This is a genomic window from Microbacterium sp. ANT_H45B, from assembly GCF_008369345.1.
Classification (GTDB): domain Bacteria; phylum Actinomycetota; class Actinomycetes; order Actinomycetales; family Microbacteriaceae; genus Microbacterium.
In genome coordinates, this window is record NZ_VOBK01000001.1 from 736878 (window position 1) to 756854 (window position 19977).

Sequence of the window (19977 nt, forward strand, 5' to 3'; positions counted from 1 at the left end):
ACGGACGCCTCGACGGTGGGGGTGTCGCGCCAGGGTGCGGGCGCAGGATCGATTGTATTTCGGATGCCGGGGTCGACGCCTCGTTTTCGCGGCGCGCGAAGACGGCATCCGCTCATCGGCCGCCCGCGACCCCGCACCGGCCTCCTCGCGCCCGCACCGGCGTCCCCGCGTCCCGCACCGGCCGCCCGCGTCCCGCTCCGGCGTCCCCGCGACCCGCACCCCGCGAGGGGAGAGAATGGGTCTCATGAGCACGCGCAGCGAAGCCGTTCTGATCGATGTCGTCCGCACCCCCGTCGGGCGGGGCAAGCCGGGCGGTGCCCTGTCGGGTGTGCATCCGGTCGATCTCGCGGCCGGAGCGCTCGCCGCGATCCTCGCGCGCAGCGGTCTCGAATCGCGGCAGATCGATGACGTGCTGCTCGGGTGCGTGAGCCAGGTCGGCGATCAGTCGTCGAACATCGCCAGGCAGGCCGTGCTCGCCGCCGGCTTCGACGAGGCGATCCCGGCGGCGACGATCGACCGGCAGTGCGGGTCGAGCCAGCAGGCGGTGCATTTCGCCGCGCAGGGGATCATCGCCGGGGCCTACGAGGCGGTGATCGTCGGCGGTGTCGAGTCGATGAGCAGGGTGCCGCTGGGATCGTCCGCCGCGGGCGGGTCCCCGATGTCTCCTCGTCTGCGGGAGCGCTACCCCGAGGGGCTCGTGAACCAGGGTGTCTCTGCGGAGCTGATCGCCGCCCGCTGGGGTCTCGACCGCGCGGCTCTCGACGCGTACGCGGCCGAGTCGCACCGTCGCGCCGCCGCCGCGTGGACCGAGGGATTCTTCGACCGCACGGTCATCCCGGTCGCGGAGGCGCCGGACGCCGTCACCGACGAGACCGTCCGCGCGGGCACGACGGCCGCGGGGCTCGCCGGGCTCCCGGCGGCGTTCCGCACGGATGCGCTCGCGGCCCGCTTTCCCGAGGTGGACTGGCGGATCACCCCCGGCAACTCCTCGCCGCTCACCGACGGGGCGTCTGCCGCTCTGCTGATGAGCGCCGAGCGCGCCGACGCACTGGGGCTCACACCTCGGGCGCGGTTCCACGCCTTCACGGTGGTCGGTGACGACCCGCTCATGATGCTCACCGGGCCGATCCCCGCGACACGGCGCATCCTGGAACGCACGGGGCTCTCGATCGACGACCTCGACGCGTACGAGGTCAACGAGGCCTTCGCGTCGGTACCCCTCGCGTGGGCGGCGGAGGTGGGGGCGGATGCCGCGAAGCTCAACCCGCGCGGTGGCGCCATCGCGCTCGGGCATGCCCTCGGCTCGTCCGGCACCCGTCTGCTGGGCACGCTCATCGATCAGCTCGACGCCGTGGGCGGCCGGTTCGGTCTGCAGACCATGTGCGAGGGCGGCGGCATGGCGAACGCGACGATCATCGAGCGCCTGTAGCCCGCTCCCCGCAGAGCAGAGAAGACCCCCGCCGACCCGATTCGGCGGGGGTCTTTCGCGGTGTGATCACCGCGACGGGAGCAGATGCTCACCGTGTCGCGCGGATGACGTGACTACCCGATCCGGTCTGAGTCTGTGTCCGCGCATGTGCAGTTGTAGTCGGGCGACGTGTCCACGGGGTGAACGGCCGGGGAACGCGAGCCGTCAGAGGTCTCACCGCGCGCCGCCGACGGCGCCTGTGTCGATGAACGCCCATCCGAAGGCGTCGAGCTCGCGGCGCGGTTCGGTCGATCCGCTGAGCAGATCGACGCCCTCGACGTCCACGGCGTACGGCCGGCTGCTGTGGTTGATGACGGTGAGGATGCTGCCGCGGCGGGCGACCTCCACGTGCTCCGGCAGTCCCTCGATCTCGGGGGTGACGCCCGCCTCCGCCGCGAGCCAGCCGAGCACGGCCGCCATGCCGTCGTCGTCGGGGATGGTCGCGAGGTAGTACCCGCGGCCCGTCCCGGACGTGTGGCGGGTGAGTGCGGCGCGCCCGGTGGTGCGGCCCTCGGTGAAGCGGCCGAGCACCTCGGCATCCTGCACCAGCAGCTCCTCGGCGAAGTACTGCCCGACGATGCGTCCGGCAGGGCTGTCGAGCGGCGCCTCGGACTGTCCGGGGCCGCCGACGGATGCGTGGCTGGCGACCTCTCCTGCCGAGTCCGCACCGCGCACCGACGCGGGCGGCACGAGCGCCCCGAAGTCCTCGAGCGCGACGCCGAGCACATCGCGCAGGCTCACGAGGAACCCGCCGTCGCGGAACGCATCGTCCTGGTCGACGACGTCGCTGAACGCCGAGACGAACAGGTGGCCGCCCTGTTCGACGTAGCTCGAGAGGTTCGCGGCCCCCTCGTCGCCGAGCAGGTACTGCTGCGGCGCGACGACGAGCGAGTAGGCGCTCAGATCGGACGTCGTGTTCACGATGTCGACCGAGAGGTTCTGGCGGTGGAGTGCCGCGTGCCACCGGTGGGACAGCGTGAGGTAGTCGAGCACGATCGGGTGGTCCCGGCCATCGATCGCCCACCAGTTCTCCCAGTCGAAGACGAGGGCGATCTTCGCTCCCGAGGTGACGTCGGGCAGATCAGGGAGCTGCGCGAGCTGGGCGCCGAGAGCCGTGACCTCCCGCCAGGTCCGGGTCTCGCGTCCGGCCTGGGGCAGCATCGCGGAGTGGAACTTCTCGCTGCCGCGGCGGGACTGCCGCCACTGGAAGAACATGATGGCGTCGGCGCCGCGGCCCACGGCCTGGGCGCTGATGGCGGCCATCTGCCCGGGCGCCTTCGGCGCGTTCGTCGGGCGCCAGTTCAGGGCGTTCGTGGACTGCTCGGTGAGCAGCCACGGCACCCCTGGCTTCAGCCCGCGCATCAGCTCGCGGGCGAACGCCGCGCCCCGGAACGATTCGGGGTCGTTGGGGTCGGGGTAGTTGTCGTCGCAGATCACGTCGACCTCCGCCGCCCACTTCCAGTAGTCGGCCGGGGGGAACGCGCCCATGAAGTTGGTGGTGATCGGCTGCGTGGCGCCGGCCGCGCGGATGATGTCGCGCTCCATCACGTACAGCTCGAGGAGGGTGTCGGAGGTGAAGCGCTTGAAGTCGAGCACGCTGGTCGGGTTGATGCTGTACGGCGCTTTGCGTGGCGGCACGATCTCGTCGAACGCGGTGTAGCGCTGCGACCAGAAGTCGGTTCCCCAGGCGTGGTTCAGCGCGTCGATGGTCTCGTACTTGCGGCGCAGCCACGTGCGGAAGTGGTCACGCGCCGCGTCGGAGTAGTCGTAGTGCAGGTGGCATCCGTACTCGTTGTTCACATGCCAGAGCGTGACGCCCGGATGCTGCGCGTAGCGCTCGGCGAGGGCGGTGACGAGCTCGGCGGCGAGGCGGCGGTAGATCGGCGACGACGGGGCGAAGGCCTGCCGGCTGCCCGGCCAGAAGGTCGAGCCGTCGGCATCCTGCGGCAGCATCTCCGGGTAGGCCGCCGAGGCCCAGGGGGGAGGGGATGCGGTCGCCGTGGCGAGGTCGACCTCGATGCCGCCCTCGTGCAGCAGTCCGATGATCTCGTCGAGCCAGTCCCAGTCGAACTCGCCCTCGGCCGGCTGGATGCGCGACCAGGCGAAGATCCCCAGACTCACGAGGGTGACGCCCGCTTCGCGCATGAGTCTGATGTCCTCGGGCCACACCTCTCGTGGCCACTGCTCGGGGTTGTAGTCGGCGCCGTAGTGCATGGATCTCCCGGGTAGGTGGTCGTTGCTCGCGCATCCAGCCTATCGGGAAGCGCTTTCCAAGCGCACCCCAGGGAGCGCGGGGACGCCGGACGAAAAATAGATGGATACCCTAGTAAATATCCGGAGGCCGAACTATCATCGTCATAGTGCCAACGACGGCGCGAAGGGACATCGCACAATGACTCGCACCATTCCCCATTTCGTAGGCGGATCGCACCTCACCCCCGAGGGAGGTCGTTTCGCCGATGTGTTCGACCCGAGTACCGGATCCGTGCAGGCGCGCGTTCCCCTCGCGTCCGCCGACGAGGTCCGCGACGTGATCGCCGACGCCGAGGCCGCGCAGGTCGCGTGGGCGGCGACCAACCCCCAGAAGCGCGCGAGGGTGCTGCTGCGGTTCCTCGACCTGGCGCAGCGCGAGATGCAGTCGCTGGCCGAGCTGCTCGCGAGCGAGCACGGCAAGACGGTCGACGACGCGAAGGGAGACATCCAGCGCGGACTCGAGGTCATCGAGTTCTCCGCCGGTGCCCCGCATCTGCTCAAGGGCGAGTACTCCACCGGTGCCGGCGCCGGCATCGACGTCTACTCCATGCGCCAGCCGCTGGGAGTCGTCGCGGCGATCACCCCGTTCAACTTCCCCGCCATGATCCCGCTGTGGAAGGCGGGCCCCGCCCTCGCCGCCGGCAACGCCGTCGTGCTCAAGCCCAGCGAGCGCGACCCCTCGGTGCCGGTGCGCCTCGCCGAGCTGTTCCTCGAAGCGGGCCTGCCCGCGGGCGTCCTCAACGTCGTGCACGGCGACAAGGAGGCCGTCGACACCCTGCTCACCGACGACCGCATCCGCGCCGTCGGATTCGTCGGCTCGACGCCGATCGCCGAGTACATCTACTCGACGGCCGCCGCCCACGGCAAGCGCGCGCAGTGCTTCGGCGGCGCGAAGAACCACATGATCGTGATGCCCGACGCCGACCTCGACCAGGCCGTCGACGCACTGATCGGCTCGGGGTACGGGTCGGCGGGCGAGCGTTGCATGGCGATCTCGGTCGCGGTCCCGGTGGGGCAGGAGACGGCGGATGCTCTCGCCGCGAAGCTCGCCGAGCGGGTGGCGCAGCTGCGGATCGGGCCCTCTCTCGCGCCCGACGTCGACTACGGGCCCCTCGTCACACGCGCTGCGGTCGAGCGGGTCGTCGGGTATATCCAGCAGGGTGTCGATGAGGGGGCCACCCTGCTCGCCGACGGGCGCGGCTTCACGGTCGAGGGCCACGAAGAGGGTTTCTACCTCGGGCCGACCCTCTTCGATCACGTCACGACCGACATGGCGATCTACCGCGAGGAGATCTTCGGTCCGGTGCTCGTGATCGCCCGTGCCGCCGACTACGAGGAGGCGCTGCGCATGGCCTCGGAGCACGAGTACGGCAACGGCGTCGCGATCTTCACCCGCGACGGCGACGCCGCGCGCGACTTCGCCGCCCGTGTCGAGGTCGGCATGGTCGGCGTCAACGTGCCGATCCCCGTGCCGATCGCGTATTACACGTTCGGCGGATGGAAGCGCAGCGGATTCGGCGACCTGAACCAGCACGGCGCCGACGCGTTCCGCTTCTACACGAAGACCAAGACGGTCACGAGTCGCTGGCCGTCGGCGGGGATCCGCGACGGCGCCAGCTTCGTGATCCCCACCATGCACTGATCCCGCGACACCTCCCGCAAGGAACCACGATGACAATGACCACCGTCACCACCACCGCCGAAGAGCGCGAGGCTATCCTCGACGCCGTCCGGGAGTTCGCCGACACCGAGCTCGCCCCCTTCGCCGCCGAGCGCGACGAGAAGCACATCTTCCCCCGCGAGTCGCTGGGCAAGGCCGGCGAGCTCGGACTCGGCGGCATCTACGTGCGCGAGGACTTCGGGGGCACGGGCCTCAGCCGCTCCGACACGGTCGCGATCTTCGAAGAGCTCGCCAAGGGCGATCCCGCGGTCGCCGCGTACATCTCGATCCACAACATGGTGGTCTGGATGATCGACACCTACGGCGACGACGCGCAGCGCGGCGAGTGGCTGCCGACGCTCACGGCGATGCAGGAGTTCGGCGGCTACTGCCTCACCGAGCCGGGCGCGGGGTCGGATGCCGCGAACATCGCCACGAGCGCGGTCCGCGACGGCGACGACTTCGTGCTCACCGGCGTCAAGCAGTTCATCTCGGGAGCCGGCGAAGCCGCCGTCTACGTGGTGATGGCCCGCACCGGCGAGCCGGGAGCACGCGGAATCAGCGCCTTCCTCGTCCCGGGCGACGCCGAGGGACTGAGCTTCGGCGCTCCCGAGAAGAAGATGGGCTGGCACGCCCAGCCGACCCGTCAGGTCATCCTCGACGGCGTCCGCATCCCTGCATCCGGAGTGCTGGGCGACGAGGGCCGCGGCTTCGCGATCGCGATGTCGGCGCTCAACGGCGGCCGGCTCAACATCGCCGCCTGTTCGCTCGGCGGAGCCCAGTGGGCGCTCGACCGGGCCGTGCAGTACGTGCACGAGCGGGTCGCGTTCGGCGAGCCCCTGGCCGAGAAGCAGTCGATCCTCTTCGCGATCGCCGACATGCGCACCGACCTGCAGGCTGCGCGCCTGATGGTCCGCGACGGGGCGCGAGCGGTCGACGAGCAGGCGCCCGACGCCACGATGCGGTGCGCCATGGCCAAGCGCTTCGCGACGGATGCCGGCTTCGACGTCGCGAACCGCGCACTGCAGTTGCATGGCGGCTACGGCTACCTGCAGGACTACGGCATCGAGAGGGCCGTGCGCGATCTGCGGGTGCACCAGATCCTCGAGGGCACCAACGAGATCATGCGTCTGATCGTCGGCCGCGAGATGTTGAGGCCCGCAGGTTCCGTGTCGATGCGGAGCGCCTCATGACCGCGTCGTCGAGCCGGGTCGCGTTCCTCGGCCTCGGCCATATGGGTCTGCCGATGGCGAAGAACCTGGTCGCGGCAGGCCATGAGGTGCACGGCTTCGATCTCGTGCCGGCGGCGATCGAGGCGGCCGAGGCCGCCGGCATCCCGATCGCGGCGAGCGGGGCGGATGCCGTCGCCGACGCCGATGTCGTCATCACGATGTTCCCCGCCGGCCGCCATGTGATCGACGCGTACCGCACGGAGCTGCTGGCCGCCGCGCGTCCCGACACCCTGTTCATCGAGTCGTCGACGATCGCGGTCGACGAGGCCCGCGCCGCGCACGCCCTCGCGCTCGCCGCGGGGCACCGCAACATCGATGCTCCCGTCTCGGGTGGCGTCGTCGGGGCCGAGAACGGGACCCTGGCGTTCATGGTCGGCGGCTCCGACGAGGACGTCGCCGCGGCGATGCCGCTGCTCGAGGTCATGGGAAAGCGCATCGTGCACTGCGGCGGACCCGGGCTCGGTCAGGCCGCGAAGGTCTGCAACAACATGGTGCTCGCGGTGTCGCAGATCGCCGTCGCCGAGGCGTTCGTGCTGGGAGAGCGGCTCGGGCTCGAGCATCAGGCGCTGTTCGACGTCGTCTCGCAGGCATCCGGCCAGTGCTGGTCGATCACGACGAACTGCCCGGTGCCGGGGCCGGTGCCGGCGAGCCCGGCCAATCGCGACTACCGGCCGGGCTTCGCCGGAGCATTGATGGCGAAGGATCTGGGACTCGCGCTGCAGGCGATCGATCAGACCGGGACCGATGCCCGCATGGGGCGGCTGGCGCAGCAGCTGTATGCGGCATTCGCCGCGGGCGAGGGGGCGACGCACGACTTCTCGGGCATCATCACCGACATCCGCGACGGCGCCGTGTGACTCGTGAGCCGGCATGCGCGTTTCGTCTCGCTGCGCTCGCTCAACGGGCGGAGGTCTGCGCGGCCGGCTCAACGGGCGGAGGTCTGCGCGGCCGGCTCAACGGGCGGAGGTCTGCCCGGCCGGCTCAACGGGCGGAGGTCTCCCCGGTCGGCGAGCGAGGCCGCGGAGCGCCCCAGACCCGCCCGTTGAGCGAGGCCGCGAAGCGCCCCAGACCCGCCCGTTGAGCGAGGCCGCGAAGCGCCCGAGACGAAACGCGACGATCACCCCGCGACATACTGAGATGACCACGACGGAGAGGGCTTCACGATGACCGAGTACGAGACGATCCTGGTCGAGCAGCGCGGACGAGTCGGGTGGATCACCCTCGACCGACCCGAGGCTCTGAACGCACTGAACAGCCGGCTCGCCGAAGAGGTCACCGCTGCCGCCGTCGCCTTCGATCTCGACGACGGCGTCGGCGCGATCGTCGTCACAGGATCCGAGAAGGCGTTCGCCGCCGGGGCCGACATCAAGGAGATGGAGGGCATGTCCGCCGCCGGGATGCTCGAGACCGACCACTTCGGGGTCTGGCGTGACTTCGCCGCCGTGCGCACGCCCGTGATCGCCGCCGTCTCGGGCTTCGCCCTCGGGGGAGGATGCGAGCTCGCGATGATGTGCGACATCATCCTCGCCGCCGACACGGCGAAGTTCGGCCAGCCGGAGATCAACCTCGGTGTGATCCCGGGCATGGGCGGCACGCAGCGACTGATCCGCGCGGTCGGGTATTACAAGGCCGCCGAGCTCGTGCTGTCCGGTCGCTTCATGGGCGCCGAGGAGGCCGAGCGCGCAGGGCTCGTGTCGCGCGTCGTGCCGGCATCCGACCTGCAGGATGAAGCCACCACGCTCGCCCAGACGATCGCGTCGAAGTCTCTGCCGTCGGTGTTCGCCGCTAAGGCCGCGCTCGACGCCGCGATGGAGACGACTCTCGCCGAGGGGCTCGCTCACGAGAAGAGCGCGTTCGCCGCGCTGTTCGACACCGAAGACCAGAAGGAGGGCATGTCCGCCTTCCGGGAGAAGCGTGCGCCGGACTTCCGGAACCGCTGAGCGCGCTCGGGCGGGGTTCACGATTCAGCACAGAAGCCGCGGAATGCCTACCTCGACACCGATCCGGCACTCGGAGCACCCGCTCATGCTGAATCGTGAACGGCGCACGCCCGAGACCTCAGCCGCGGAGCGCGTCGACGATCTTCTCGACGCGGCGCTCCCGGGTCGCGTCCTGCTTCGCCTCGGCGACCGAGCGCGCGTGCTCTTTGCGCGCCGAGTACGACAGCGCGTCGAAGGCGGTGCGCAGCGCGGCATCCGTGTCGAGCGCCGCCGCGAGGGCGGGCGGGATCTCGACCTCGCGTTCGGCGGAATCCACGCGGATGACCGCATCGACGTCCTGGCCGATCTCGACCCCGAACTCGGTGCGCACGGCCTTGCTGAAGCCGATCATGTTCTGCCCACCCATGCGGGCGAGGCGCAGCCGACCGGAGTGGCCGCCGATCGTGACGACGACGGGGAACGCCTTTCCGGCGCCGAGCTCGGCGCCCTGCTCGTCGGTGAGGATGATCGCGGCGGCGGGGCCGCGCCCTTCGAGGGTGGTGTGCAGCCGCAGTTCACTCATGCGGGCAGTGTACGCCCGCGCTCCTCGGCCTCGGAGGCCAGGTGGTCGTTGCGCTCCTCGATCAGCCTCCGCATGTACTCGCGCAGGAACACGCGGTCGACGAGGCGCCCGATCGGACCGAGAGGCGAGTGGAAGATCACGGTGTCGCGCAGCAACGTCCCGGTGGGATGCTCCTCGAACGCGTGCACGTGCAGGAACGCCCCGAAGGGACCGGAGAGCTGCCGATCGCGGAACCCGCTCGGGGCGTCGACGTCGTACACCATCGTCCGCAGCCGGAACGGGATGCCGAAATGCCGCGCCCGCCAGGTCACGGTCGATCCCTCCGTGAACACGCCGCCGTCGGGCGCCTCGAGCATCGTCTCGCCGTATCGGGCCATCGATCGCAGGTGCAGTCCGGGGTCGAGCGCGAGCGCGAACACCGTCTGCCTCGGCGCGGCGATGACCTTCTCGAGCACGAACTCGGCCACGTCAGAGCGGATCGGGTTGGGGCTTGGGGTCGGTGAAGTCGCCCGCGGCCTTGCGCATCCGCGCGACGATCGCGACGAGCTCGGCGGCATCCGCGCTGGTCATACCGGGGTCGGCGAAGACCTCGGCGTTGAGGGCGTGCGTCGCGCGGTCGACGAGCTCGCGACCCGACGGGGTGAGGGCGAGCAGCGCGGCGCGACCGTCGTGCGGGTGCGGTTCGCGCACGATGAGTGCGTCGCGCACCAGCCGTTCCGCGGTGCTCGTGACGGTCGTCGCGTGCACCTGCAGTCGGGCGACGACGCTCGACAGGGGCAGACGGCCCGACCGGCTGAAGGCCAGCAGCCGCAGCATCTCGTACCGGGCGAAGCTGAGTGCGAAAGGCTTCAGCGCCGCATCCACTCGCGCGAGCAGCAGCTGCTGAGCCCGCATGACCGAGGTGACGACGGTCATACCCTCGGCGGCATCGGACCAGCCGTGCGCGAGCCACTGCCGCTTCGCCTCGGCGAGCGGATCGACGGGCAGAGGGCGGGGTCGGACCACGGTTCTACGGTAGGGCATCCGCTCGCTGCTCCGGGGATGCGGGGCGGTGCGCATCGCGTGGACCTCAGTTGCTCAGCGGCTGGGACTCAGTATCAAGGGGCTAGAATCAAGGCAGTCGTGAGGAGCAATCGATGAAGATCTTCGTCCTGGTCAAAGAGGTGCCTGACACCTATGGCGATCGCAAGCTGGATCTCGAGACCGGCCTCGCCGACCGCGGTGCCGGTGACCTGGTGCTCGATGAGATCACCGAGCGCGCGCTCGAGGTCGCGCTGAGTCATGCCGACAAGAACGAGGGCACCGAGGTGGTCGCGCTCGCGATGGCTCCGGCCGGGTCGACGGCGTCGGTGCGACGGGCGCTCGCGATCGGCGCAGGGTCGGCCGTGCACATCGCCGACGAGCAGCTCGCGGGCGCCGATCTCGGCCTCACCGCCGAGACGCTGGCAGCCGCGATCCGCCGCGCCGAGCCCGACCTCGTGATCACCGGCAACCTCTCGACCGACGGATCGGGCGGCGTGATGGCGGCGATGCTCGCCGAGCATCTCGGCTGGTCGCAGGCGACGGCGCTCACGAGCGTCGAGATCACGGCCGACGCGGTCTCGGGCATGCGAGGGGCGGATGCCGGCGGCCAGTCGATCTCCGCATCGCTGCCGGCCGTGATCTCGATCACCGAGGCGCTGCCCGATGCGCGCTTCCCGAATTTCAAGGGCATCATGGCGGCCAAGAAGAAGCCGCTCGAGGTGCTCACCCTCGACGACCTCGGGGTCTCGGCGGATCCCGCCGCGGCACCGCGAACGATCATGACCGCGGTGGCCGAGAAGCCCCCTCGCGCCGCCGGCGTCAAGATCGTCGACGAGGGCGACGCCGCCGACAAGCTCGTCGAGTACCTCGTGCAGAACAGGCTGGTGTGACATGTCGTATCCCGAGAACCCCATTCTCGTCGTGGTCGATCTCGACCCGGCCGGCGACCCCGCCAGCAGCACGGCGGCCCTGATCGGCGCCGCCTCGACCGTCGGAGCACCCGTCGCCCTCGTGGTCGGTGGATCCGCGGAGGCGGCGTCGAAGGTCGCCGCCCTCGGCGCCTCGATCGTGCTCACCGCCGATGCCGACGCGACCGTCCTCACGGTGCCGGTCGTCGATGCGCTGCAGGCGGCCGTCGCCCAGGTGCATCCCGACGCCGTGCTGATCTCGAACTCGATCGCCGGGCGCGACGTCGCCGGACGTTTCGCCGTGCGCGCGCGGCTCGCGCTCTCGGTCGACGCGGTCGGCGTCTCCCGCGACGACGAGGGGGTGCTCGCCCACCATTCCGTGTACGGCGGGGCGTACCTCACCGACTCGGCGCCCACGTTCGGTGCGCCGGTGATCACGGTGCGCCAGGGCGCGGTCGAGGCCCGCGCCGATGCTGTGTCCTCGCCGACCGTCGAGGCGCTGAACGTCGAGGCGTCCGGTGCGCCGAGCGCGACGGTCGGCGCGGTCGAGGCCGTCGAGGCGACGTCGTCTCGGCCCGAGCTCCGCGGCGCGACGCGCGTGGTCTCGGGTGGACGCGGACTCGCCTCGAAGGAGAAGTTCGTGCTGGTCGAGGAGCTGGCGGATGCTCTGGGGGCCGCCGTCGGCGCGTCCCGCGCCGCGGTCGACGCCGGCTACATCCCCCAGTCGCATCAGGTCGGCCAGACCGGTGTCTCGGTGTCGCCGCAGCTGTACGTCGCGCTCGGCATCTCCGGCGCGATCCAGCACCGGGCGGGCATGCAGACCGCGAAGAACATCGTGGCGATCAATAAGGACGCGGAGGCGCCGATCTTCGACGTCGCGGACTTCGGCATCGTCGGCGATCTGTTCACCGTCGTCCCGAAGGTGATCGCCGCACTCGAGGCGCGGAACAAGTAGTCATGGCGACGCGGATGCTGAGGCGCGGGCTGCCCCGCGTGCGCGGCGGCGAGCCCTGGCCCCCCGGCGACATCGCGGCGCATGCTGCTGTGCCGGACCCTGCCGTGCCGGACCCTGCCCTGTCGGGCCCCGCCGTGTCGGGCCCTGCCGTGTCGGGCCCTGCCGTGTCGGACCCTGCCGTGTCTTCCACTTCGGGGGCCGACACGCCACTCGCAGGATCGTCTGTCGGCGAGCATCCTTCATCTGGCGTGTCGGCCCCCGTTGTGAACAACGCGGCGGCCTCGGGCTCTGCGGCACTTCGTCGGGGGCTGCCGCGCGTCTCGGGTGGCGAGCCCTGGCCGCCGGCGGGCGCGGTCGCATCGGCGGTCGCGAGTGCACACGACCTTGTCGCCCCGGGTCCTGCCGTTTCGGATCGTGCCGTACCGGGTCCTGCTGCTCCGGGGGCCGCCGATTCGAGTCCTGCCGTTTCGGGTCCTGCCGTTTCGAGTCCTGCAGGGCCTTCCGCTTCGGGGGCCGACACGCCACCTGCAGGATCGTCTGTCGGAGAGCATCCGTCATCTGGCGTGTCGGCCCCCGTTCCAGACGGCGTGGCGACGCGGCCCTCGATGTCCGTCCGTCGCGGGCTCCCGCGGGTGACAGGCGGCGCGCCGTGGCCACCGGAAGGGACGGCGCCGGTTCTGCCGACCCCCGCGTCGTCCACTTCGGGGGCCGACACGCCGCAATCCGGACCCATTCCCGGCGGAAGCCCTACGGGTGGCGTGTCGGCCCCCCAAGTGGAGGGCACCGCGTCGGCACCCGCCGTCGCTGCCCCGGCCCGAGTGCCCGTGCTCGGCGACCCGTCGGTGCCGCTGCCGGCGCCGCGAACGGTCTGGAACGGCAGCGCCCCTCGGCACATCACGGCGACGTCGACGGCGTCCGGTCGGCGGAGGCCCTCATGGACCCAGGCGATCGCCGCTCTGCTGGGGGCTGCGGCTCTCGGCATCCTGGCGGCCGCGGCCGTCGCCTTCGTGCGTGCACTGCTGAGCTTCCCGTTCATGCAGGACTTCCTCGCCGCGTTCCCGGGGGAGTACACCCCGGCCATCGCCGTCGAACCGGGATTCGCGCCCTGGGTCAACTGGGCGCACTTCTTCAACGCGTTCCTGATCGTGCTGATCATCCGATCGGGTCTGCGCATCCGCAACGAGAAGCGGCCGACCGCGTTCTGGACCCCGCGCAACAACCCCAAGGGCAAGGTCAGCCTGACGATCTGGTTCCATCAGGCACTCGACATCCTGTGGCTGCTGAACGGCGCCGTCTTCGTGGTGCTGCTCTTCGTCACCGGGCACTGGGTGCGCATCGTGCCGACGAGCTGGGAGGTGCTGCCGAACGCGCTGTCGGCGGCGCTCCAGTACGTCTCGTTCGACTGGCCCACCGAGCACGGCTGGGTCAACTACAACAGCCTGCAGCAGCTGGCGTACTTCGTGACGGTCTTCATCGCCGCCCCGCTGGCCGCGGCCACCGGCTTCCGGATGTCGGGGATGTGGCCGAAGCGCGCCGAGCGACTGTCGAAGGCGTATCCGATCGAATGGGCCCGCGCCCTGCACTTCCCGGTGATGATCTACTTCGTGGTGTTCATCATCGGCCACGTCGCGCTCGTGTTCCTCACCGGGTTCCTGCGCAACCTGAACCACATGTACGCCTCGTCGGATGCCGTCGGCTGGACCGGGTTCTGGGTGTTCGTCGCCTCGATGGTGGTCATCGCCCTCGGCTGGGTGGCGGCGCGGCCGCTGGTGATCGCCCCGATCGCCAAGCTGTTCGGCAGCGTATCGGGTCGCTGAGCCGTTCCGTCTTCAGCATCGACACCGTCCGCGGACGCGGAACGGCCCCCGGATCGGAATCCGGGGGCCGTCGCTGCTGAATCGTGAACGCGGGGTTCGCGAGGCGCCGGTCTCAGCGGGTGAAGCGCACCTCGGTCAGCGTCTCGCCCAGGAACGGCTCGGTGTGGCTGGCGCCGTCGAGCGTGAATCCGTTGCGCGTGTAGAAGCGGTGGGCGCGGGGGTTGTCCTCGGCGACCCAGAGGTACAGCGACTCGTCCTGCTCGACCGCGGCGTCGAACAGCTTCTGGCCGATGCCGGTGGAGTGGTACGCGTCGAGCAGATAGATGAAGTAGAGCTCGCGGAAGGCGGGAGCATCCTTGTCGCGGGCGGGGCCGGAGCCGACGAAGCCGACGATCTCGCCGTCGACGAGCGCTGCGCGCATCGTGAACTCGGGACCCTGCGACGCCCAGTGCGTCCACAGCTCGGCCATGCGACGAGGCGAGACCTTCTCGAGAGCGGCCTTGCTGATCAGGTGGTCGTAGGTCTCGTGCCAGCACTGCGCATGCACGCGACCCAGAGCCTCCGCATCCACATCACGGACCGGACGGACGATGACTTCAGGCTGGGCTTCGGCGCTCATAGCGCGACTCTACGCGCGGCCCCGGGGAACCGGAAATCGAGCGGGGACCCTTGCGGCGGCCGATCCCGCCAGTGGAGGATTCGCACAACGATGTTCGTGATCCCTTCCGCGATGGCTACGATCGATCCTCGTGAACGTGATCTGGCGCACCCTCCTCGTCATCCTCCGTGCTCGTCGTCGCCTGCGCCGGGAGAAGACGCTCGACGTCTCGTCCGTCGGACGCATCCGGCTGACGACGCTGCCCACCGACATCGACATCCTCCGGCACATGAACAACGGCCGATACCTGTCGCTGTTCGATCTCGGTCGCTGGGATCTGCTCATCCGCACGGGGCTGCTCGACGCGATGACCGAGCGCGGCTGGTACGCGGTCGTGTCGAGCGAGACGGTGACCTTCCGCAAGTCGCTGCAGCTGTGGCAGCGGTTCGACGTGGAATCGCGTTTCGTCGGTCACGACGACAAGGCGGTGTTCCTCGAGCACAGGGCCGTGGTCGACGGAGAGATCTACGCGCGGGTGATCGTGCGATCGCGCATGCTGCGCCGCACCGGCGGCACGGTCAGCAACGAAGAGCTGTTCGCCGCGGTCGGCAGACCGGAGGGCGTGCCGGAGATCGACCCGTGGGTGCACGACTGGGCGGCGGCCTCCGCGCTGCCGCCTGTGCGCACTCCGGCGCCGAGCGTGTGGAGCTGACGGCATGACGGATCCCTGGGGTCTCGGAACGCGTGCGCCCGGCGCGACGCTGCTGGTCGGATGCGGCAAGCTCGGCGTGCGGCTCGGTGAGCGGCTGATCGCGCAGGGCGCGGAGGTCACCGCCATGCGGCGCCAGGCGGGTGCCGTGCCGTTCCCGACGATCGAGGCCGATCTGCGGCATCCGCTCGCGCAGGCGCTGCCCGCGTTCGATTCGGTCGTGATCACGCTGCCGCCGAGCACCGAGGGGGAGTCGATCTATCCGCCCGCGCTGCGCGGTCTCGCCAGGGCGCTGCCGACGATGCCCGACAGGGTCGTGTTCGTCTCGTCGACCCGGGTGTTCGAGGGGCGCCCCGGTGGCACGCCGCTGACCGAACGCGACGCCCCGAAGGTGTCCACCGAACGTGGCGGCGACCTCGTCGAGGGGGAGCTGCTGGCGACCGAGCTCTTCGGCGCGCGGATCGTCCGCCCGGCCGGCATCTACGGCCCCGGCCGCGACTACCTCATCCGCCGCGTGCTCGAGCAGGCGCCCGTGGATCACACTCGCCGGACGAACCGCATCCACGAGACCGACCTCGTGCGGCTGCTCGAGGCGGTGCTGCGGGCGGATTCCGCACCGCCGCTGATCCACGCGGTGGACCGGGAGCCGGTGCTGCTGGGCGAGGTCGCCGCGCACATCGCCGCGAGACTCGGCGTGGCGCCCCCGCCGCACGCGGATCCCGAGGAGGGAGGCGGCACCGTGCTCGACGGGCACCTGCTGCAGGAGTTCCTCGGCGCTCTCGACTACCCGACCTTCCGCGAGGGGTATGACGAGATGATCGCTGCCCGCTGACCCAGGAACGACATCCCGGAACGACACGAACGGCACCCGGAACGGCACTCGAAACGACACGGACGGCACCCCGGGAACGATCCGACGCGCTGTCGTTCCCGGGTACGCGTGCATCGCCGTCCTAGGCTGAGGTCATGGCCGACCCGATGCCCTCGGCGGAATCCGGAACGGATCCCGCATCCGACTCTCTCGAGGCCCGCGCGGTCGCGCTCGCTCGGCGCTGGGCGGTCGACGCCGCCGCCGCCGACGTGGACCCCGCCGCCGCGCGTCTGGCCGGCGTGCTGCAGGATGCGAACGGGCTCCCGTTCACGCTGGGATTCGTCGACGGGGTGATGCGTCCGGAGAGCCTGAGCGCGGCGGCCTCGCAGCTGCACCGGATCGCGCCGATCGTGCCGGGGTTCCTGCCCTGGTACCTGCGCTCCGCGGTACGGCTCGGCGGCGGGCTCGCGCAGGTGCTGCCCACTCCGGTCGTCCCCATCGCGCGGCGCGTGCTGCGCGAGATGGTCGGACATCTCGTCGTCGATGCGCGCCCCGCCAAGCTCGGCCCCGCCATCGCGAGGATCCGCGAATCCGGCGCCAGGCTCAACCTCAACCTGCTGGGCGAGGCCGTGCTGGGCGAGGCCGAGGCGCAGCGCCGGCTCGACGGCATCCACGACCTGATCCGTCGACCCGACGTCGACTACGTCTCGGTCAAGGTGTCGGCGATCATCAGCCACATCTCGATGTGGGCGTTCGACGAGGTCGTCGACGCGGTGGTGGAGCGGCTGCTCCCGCTCTATGCGACGGCGGCCACGGATCGCACCTTCATCAACCTCGACATGGAGGAGTACCGCGATCTCGATCTGACGATCGCGGTGTTCACCCGCATCCTCGAGGATCCGCGTCTGGCCGGACTCGAGGCGGGGATCGTGCTGCAGGCGTATCTGCCCGACGCCCTGCCCGCTCTGCAGCAGCTCACGGCGTGGGCGCGCGAGCGGGTCGAGCACGGCGGTGCGCCCATCAAGGTGCGCCTGGTGAAGGGCGCGAACCTCGCGATGGAGAACGTCGAGGCGCGCATGCACGGCTGGACGCCCGCGACGTACGACACCAAGGTCGACACCGACGCCAACTACCTGCGCTGCCTCGACTGGGCGCTGCGACCAGAGCACATCGGGGCCGTGCACCTGGGCATCGCCGGACACAACCTGTTCGGCATCGCCTACGCCTGGCTGCTCGCCGGAGAGCGTGGACTGCGCGATCTCACCGCGGTGACCGAGGCGGGGCAGCCTCCGATCGAGTTCGAGATGCTCCTGGGCATGGCGCAGGGGCAGGTGCAGGCGGTCTCGCGCGAGGTCGGTGAGGTGCTGCTGTACGTGCCCGTCGTGAAGCCCGACGAGTTCGACGTCGCGATCAGCTATCTCGTCCGGCGGCTCGAGGAGAACGCCTCGACCGACAACTTCCTCTCCGCCGCCTTCCGCCTCGGCGACGAGGAGGCGCTCTTCGCCCGGGAGCGCGACCGCTTCCTCGCCGCCGTCGAGCGCTCCACGTCGCCGACCCTGCGCGAGGGGGCGCGGCGCACTCAGGACCGGCTCGCTCCCGTGCATGAGTCGATGCGGCCTGTACCCGTGGCCCCCGCCCCCGAGGAGGGGCTCACGAAGGCCGTGCTCGGCATCTCCCGGGGGTCTGCAGAGGCGACGGGGCCGTTCCTGGAGACCGCGGTGTACGCGCCGAGGGAGCTCGAGGAGGGCGCCGGCGGCGCTCCGGGCTTCGCCAACACCCCCGACAGCGACCCCTCGCTGCCGGCCAACCGCGAGTGGGCGCGCGGCATCCACGCGCGCATCCCGGAGTCCCCGCTCGGGGTCGCGACCGTCGAGGCCGCCCGCATCGACGACCCCGAGGTGCTGGAGCGCACGATCTCCGAGGTGCGCGATGCCGGCGCCCGGTGGGGATCGCGCCCGGCCACCGAGCGGGCCGAGGTGCTGCTGCGGGCCGCGGCCGCGTTGGAAGGCCGGCGGGGCGAGCTCATCGAGGTCGCCGCATCCGAGACCGGCAAGGTCTTCGCCGAGGCGGACGTCGAGGTCAGCGAGGCCGTCGACTTCGCACGCTACTACGCGGCCAAGGCCAGGGAGCTGGATGCCGTCGCCGGCGCCTCGTTCGAGCCCGCGCGGGTGACCGTCGTGACCCCGCCCTGGAACTTCCCCCTCGCGATCCCGGCCGGCGGCGTGCTGGCGGCGCTCGCCGCGGGCTCCGGAGTGGTGTTCAAGCCGGCGCCGCAGTCGCGCCGGTGCGCCGCGGTGATCGCCGAGACGCTGTGGGAGGCCGGCGTGCCCCGTGACGTGCTCGCCCTCGTCGACATCGAGGAGGGCGACCTCGGCCGCGCGCTGATCACGCACGACGCGGTCGACCGCGTCATCCTCACGGGTTCGTGGGAGACCGCCGCGCTGTTCCGCTCGTGGCGTCCCGACCTGCCGCTGCTCGCCGAAACGAGCGGCAAGAACGCGATGATCGTCACCGCCTCGGCCGATCTCGACCTCGCGGTCTCCGACCTGGTGCGCAGCGCGTTCGGGCATGCGGGGCAGAAGTGCTCGGCCGCGTCGCTGGCGATCCTCGTCGGGCCGGTCGGCCGCTCGCATCGCTTCGCCCGCCAGCTGGCCGATGCCACGCGCTCGCTGCACGTGGGCTGGCCCTCCGATCCGCTCGCCGAGGTGGGGCCGGTGATCGAGCGTCCCCAGGGCAAGCTCGCCTGGGCTCTGACCGAGCTCGAGGGGGAGGAGAAGTGGCTCATCGAGCCGGCCGTGTCGGCCGACGACCCGAGCGGGCGGCTGTGGCGTCCCGGCATCCGCGTCGGTGTGCAACCGGGATCCCGCTTCCACCTCGAGGAGTTCTTCGGGCCGGTGCTCGGGGTGATGCACGCGCCGACGCTGGAGCGGGCGATCGAGCTGCAGAACGCCGTGGCCTACGGGCTGACGGCGGGGCTGCACACGCAGGATCCCGCGGAGCTCGCGCTCTGGCTCGACCGGGTGCAGGCAGGCAACCTCTACGTGAATCGCGGTATCACCGGCGCCATCGTGCAGCGACAGCCGTTCGGCGGGTGGAAGCGCTCGTCGGTGGGGCCCGGCGCGAAGGCGGGAGGACCGAACTACCTGATCGGCCTCGGATCCTGGCGCTCGAGCGGATCGGGACCGGTGTCGAGCACGCTGCACCTGCGCGGCCTCGACTCCCGCATCACCGAACTGATCGAGTCGGCTCAGCCGTCGCTCGACTACGAGTCGTTCGAGTGGCTGCGCCGGTCGGCGCTGTCGGACGCCCTGGCCTGGGACCGCGAGTTCGGCCAGGTGCGCGACGTGTCGCGACTGGGCGTGGAGCGCAACCTGTTCCGCTACCGGCCCGTGCCCGTCTCGATCCGGGCGACGGCGGATGCCGGATGGCAGGAGCTCCTGCGCGTCGTGATCGCCGCCGTGCGCGCCGGTGCGGCGTTCGTGCTGTCGACCCCGGTCGGGCTGCCGGCCGAGGTGCGTCGGGCGCTCGGCGACGTCGGCGCGGTCGTGTACATGGAGAGCGACGACGAGTGGATCGCGCGGATGCGGGGCCGCGGCGCCGACTCCGATGCGGCGTCGGAACTGCTCGACGCCGACACCCGGCCCGGCCGCGTGCGCCTCGTCGGACCGCGGACCTCCGTCGCGACGTTGCATCGCGCGTTGGCGGAGGCGGTCGAGGGCGACCCCGATCTCGCGGTGTACGACGGGGAGGTCACCTCCGCCGGTCGCATCGAGCTGCTGCCGTTTGTGCACGAGCAGGCGATCGCGATCACCGCGCACCGGTACGGCAACCCCGACGACTGGAGCGCCTCGGTCATCTGAGCGCTGCGTCGCGCCGGCGTTCGCGTCATCCGCGGCATCCGCCTCGGCCCCGGCATCCGCCTCGGCCCCGGCATCCGCCTCGGCCCCGGCATCCGCCTCTCCGCGCCTTCCCCGCGGGGTCAGAAACGCACCGGCGAACTGTGCGGGGTCAGAAACGCACCGGAATCGGGCGTTGAGGATG

At 71.0% G+C, this 19977-nt stretch carries 16 protein-coding genes; 11 read left to right on the top strand and 5 right to left on the bottom strand.

Translation table 11 applies throughout. The features are described 5' to 3' along the window. The first annotated feature begins 244 nt into the window (after nucleotides 1-244). Nucleotides 245-1429, top strand: coding sequence for a thiolase family protein (locus FQ142_RS03545; protein ID WP_149422232.1), 1185 nt, complete (start codon nucleotides 245-247; stop codon nucleotides 1427-1429). Between the two features lie 213 nt (nucleotides 1430-1642). On the opposite strand, the gene FQ142_RS03550 is transcribed toward FQ142_RS03545, so the two are convergent. Further along, nucleotides 1643-3682 carry a beta-galactosidase gene (locus tag FQ142_RS03550; protein ID WP_149422233.1) on the bottom strand — a complete coding sequence of 680 codons (2040 nt, stop codon included), beginning with the start codon at nucleotides 3680-3682 and terminating at the stop codon, nucleotides 1643-1645. 178 nt (nucleotides 3683-3860) lie between these two features. Between FQ142_RS03550 and FQ142_RS03555 the strand changes: the two genes are divergently transcribed. From FQ142_RS03555 to FQ142_RS03570, 4 genes are all read left to right on the top strand, one after another. Next, nucleotides 3861-5363, top strand: a complete 1503-nt coding sequence (locus FQ142_RS03555) for a CoA-acylating methylmalonate-semialdehyde dehydrogenase (RefSeq protein ID WP_149422234.1) — start codon at nucleotides 3861-3863, stop codon at nucleotides 5361-5363. Nucleotides 5364-5392: 29 nt separating this feature from the next. Continuing rightward, nucleotides 5393-6574, top strand: coding sequence for an acyl-CoA dehydrogenase family protein (locus tag FQ142_RS03560; RefSeq protein WP_149422235.1), 1182 nt, complete (start codon nucleotides 5393-5395; stop codon nucleotides 6572-6574). Continuing rightward, nucleotides 6571-7470 carry a 3-hydroxyisobutyrate dehydrogenase gene (mmsB, locus tag FQ142_RS03565; protein WP_149422236.1) on the top strand — a complete coding sequence of 300 codons (900 nt, stop codon included), beginning with the start codon at nucleotides 6571-6573 and terminating at the stop codon, nucleotides 7468-7470. Before FQ142_RS03560 ends, mmsB begins: the two co-directional genes overlap by 4 nt. A 306-nt stretch (nucleotides 7471-7776) precedes the next feature. Beyond that, nucleotides 7777-8553 carry an enoyl-CoA hydratase-related protein gene (locus FQ142_RS03570; protein WP_149422237.1) on the top strand — a complete coding sequence of 259 codons (777 nt, stop codon included), beginning with the start codon at nucleotides 7777-7779 and terminating at the stop codon, nucleotides 8551-8553. A gap of 118 nt (nucleotides 8554-8671) precedes the next feature. Here the strand turns inward: FQ142_RS03570 and FQ142_RS03575 are convergent, their stop codons facing one another. The 3 genes from FQ142_RS03575 to FQ142_RS03585 are packed head-to-tail and all read right to left on the bottom strand — an operon-like array spanning nucleotide 8672 to nucleotide 10120. After that, a complete protein-coding gene (locus FQ142_RS03575; protein WP_149422238.1) occupies nucleotides 8672-9115 on the bottom strand; it encodes a YdeI/OmpD-associated family protein in 444 nt (147 codons plus the stop codon). Continuing rightward, entirely contained in the window at nucleotides 9112-9582 is a 471-nt protein-coding gene (locus tag FQ142_RS03580; protein WP_188042289.1) for an SRPBCC family protein, read from the bottom strand. Before FQ142_RS03580 ends, FQ142_RS03575 begins: the two co-directional genes overlap by 4 nt. Before the next feature lies 1 nt (nucleotide 9583). Next, nucleotides 9584-10120 carry a MarR family winged helix-turn-helix transcriptional regulator gene (locus FQ142_RS03585; protein ID WP_149422240.1) on the bottom strand — a complete coding sequence of 179 codons (537 nt, stop codon included), beginning with the start codon at nucleotides 10118-10120 and terminating at the stop codon, nucleotides 9584-9586. A gap of 131 nt (nucleotides 10121-10251) precedes the next feature. On the opposite strand from FQ142_RS03585, the gene FQ142_RS03590 reads away from it, so the two are divergent. The 3 genes from FQ142_RS03590 to FQ142_RS17645 all read left to right on the top strand — a co-directional run bounded on the left by FQ142_RS03590 (nucleotide 10252) and on the right by FQ142_RS17645 (nucleotide 13818). Continuing rightward, complete coding sequence (locus FQ142_RS03590; protein WP_149422241.1) at nucleotides 10252-11028, top strand: electron transfer flavoprotein subunit beta/FixA family protein; 777 nt, start codon at nucleotides 10252-10254, stop codon at nucleotides 11026-11028. A gap of 1 nt (nucleotide 11029) precedes the next feature. Further along, nucleotides 11030-12001: an electron transfer flavoprotein subunit alpha/FixB family protein gene (locus FQ142_RS03595; protein WP_149422242.1), complete on the top strand. Its 972-nt coding sequence runs from the start codon at nucleotides 11030-11032 to the stop codon at nucleotides 11999-12001. Nucleotides 12002-12759: 758 nt separating this feature from the next. Further along, nucleotides 12760-13818: a cytochrome b/b6 domain-containing protein gene (locus FQ142_RS17645; RefSeq protein ID WP_262492043.1), complete on the top strand. Its 1059-nt coding sequence runs from the start codon at nucleotides 12760-12762 to the stop codon at nucleotides 13816-13818. Between the two features lie 112 nt (nucleotides 13819-13930). Here the strand turns inward: FQ142_RS17645 and FQ142_RS03610 are convergent, their stop codons facing one another. After that, on the bottom strand, nucleotides 13931-14437 hold the full coding sequence (locus FQ142_RS03610) for a GNAT family N-acetyltransferase (RefSeq protein ID WP_149422244.1): 507 nt from the start codon (nucleotides 14435-14437) through the stop codon (nucleotides 13931-13933). 130 nt (nucleotides 14438-14567) lie between these two features. Here FQ142_RS03610 and FQ142_RS03615 point away from each other — a divergent pair, with 130 nt between their 5' ends. The 3 genes from FQ142_RS03615 to FQ142_RS03625 all read left to right on the top strand — a co-directional run bounded on the left by FQ142_RS03615 (nucleotide 14568) and on the right by FQ142_RS03625 (nucleotide 19796). Further along, nucleotides 14568-15128: an acyl-CoA thioesterase gene (locus FQ142_RS03615; protein ID WP_149422245.1), complete on the top strand. Its 561-nt coding sequence runs from the start codon at nucleotides 14568-14570 to the stop codon at nucleotides 15126-15128. 4 nt (nucleotides 15129-15132) lie between these two features. Then, nucleotides 15133-15957, top strand: a complete 825-nt coding sequence (locus FQ142_RS03620; RefSeq protein ID WP_149422246.1) for an SDR family NAD(P)-dependent oxidoreductase — start codon at nucleotides 15133-15135, stop codon at nucleotides 15955-15957. A 134-nt stretch (nucleotides 15958-16091) separates the two neighbouring features. After that, nucleotides 16092-19796 carry a proline dehydrogenase family protein gene (locus FQ142_RS03625; protein WP_149422247.1) on the top strand — a complete coding sequence of 1235 codons (3705 nt, stop codon included), beginning with the start codon at nucleotides 16092-16094 and terminating at the stop codon, nucleotides 19794-19796. Nucleotides 19797-19977 lie beyond the last annotated feature (181 nt).

What these genes read in the sequence shown, in the direction of transcription:
- FQ142_RS03570 (WP_149422237.1), top strand. Translation starts at nt 7,777, where the DNA reads ATGACCGAGTACGAGACGATCCTGGTCGAGCAGCGCGGACGAGTCGGG.
- FQ142_RS03620 (WP_149422246.1), top strand. Translation starts at nt 15,133, where the DNA reads ATGACGGATCCCTGGGGTCTCGGAACGCGTGCGCCCGGCGCGACGCTG.
- FQ142_RS03550 (WP_149422233.1), bottom strand. Translation starts at nt 3,682, where the DNA reads ATGCACTACGGCGCCGACTACAACCCCGAGCAGTGGCCACGAGAGGTG.
- FQ142_RS03595 (WP_149422242.1), top strand. Translation starts at nt 11,030, where the DNA reads ATGTCGTATCCCGAGAACCCCATTCTCGTCGTGGTCGATCTCGACCCG.
- FQ142_RS03545 (WP_149422232.1), top strand. Translation starts at nt 245, where the DNA reads ATGAGCACGCGCAGCGAAGCCGTTCTGATCGATGTCGTCCGCACCCCC.
- FQ142_RS03575 (WP_149422238.1), bottom strand. Translation starts at nt 9,115, where the DNA reads ATGAGTGAACTGCGGCTGCACACCACCCTCGAAGGGCGCGGCCCCGCC.
- FQ142_RS03560 (WP_149422235.1), top strand. Translation starts at nt 5,393, where the DNA reads ATGACAATGACCACCGTCACCACCACCGCCGAAGAGCGCGAGGCTATC.
- FQ142_RS03610 (WP_149422244.1), bottom strand. Translation starts at nt 14,437, where the DNA reads ATGAGCGCCGAAGCCCAGCCTGAAGTCATCGTCCGTCCGGTCCGTGAT.
- FQ142_RS03625 (WP_149422247.1), top strand. Translation starts at nt 16,092, where the DNA reads ATGGCCGACCCGATGCCCTCGGCGGAATCCGGAACGGATCCCGCATCC.
- FQ142_RS03590 (WP_149422241.1), top strand. Translation starts at nt 10,252, where the DNA reads ATGAAGATCTTCGTCCTGGTCAAAGAGGTGCCTGACACCTATGGCGAT.
- mmsB (WP_149422236.1), top strand. Translation starts at nt 6,571, where the DNA reads ATGACCGCGTCGTCGAGCCGGGTCGCGTTCCTCGGCCTCGGCCATATG.
- FQ142_RS03555 (WP_149422234.1), top strand. Translation starts at nt 3,861, where the DNA reads ATGACTCGCACCATTCCCCATTTCGTAGGCGGATCGCACCTCACCCCC.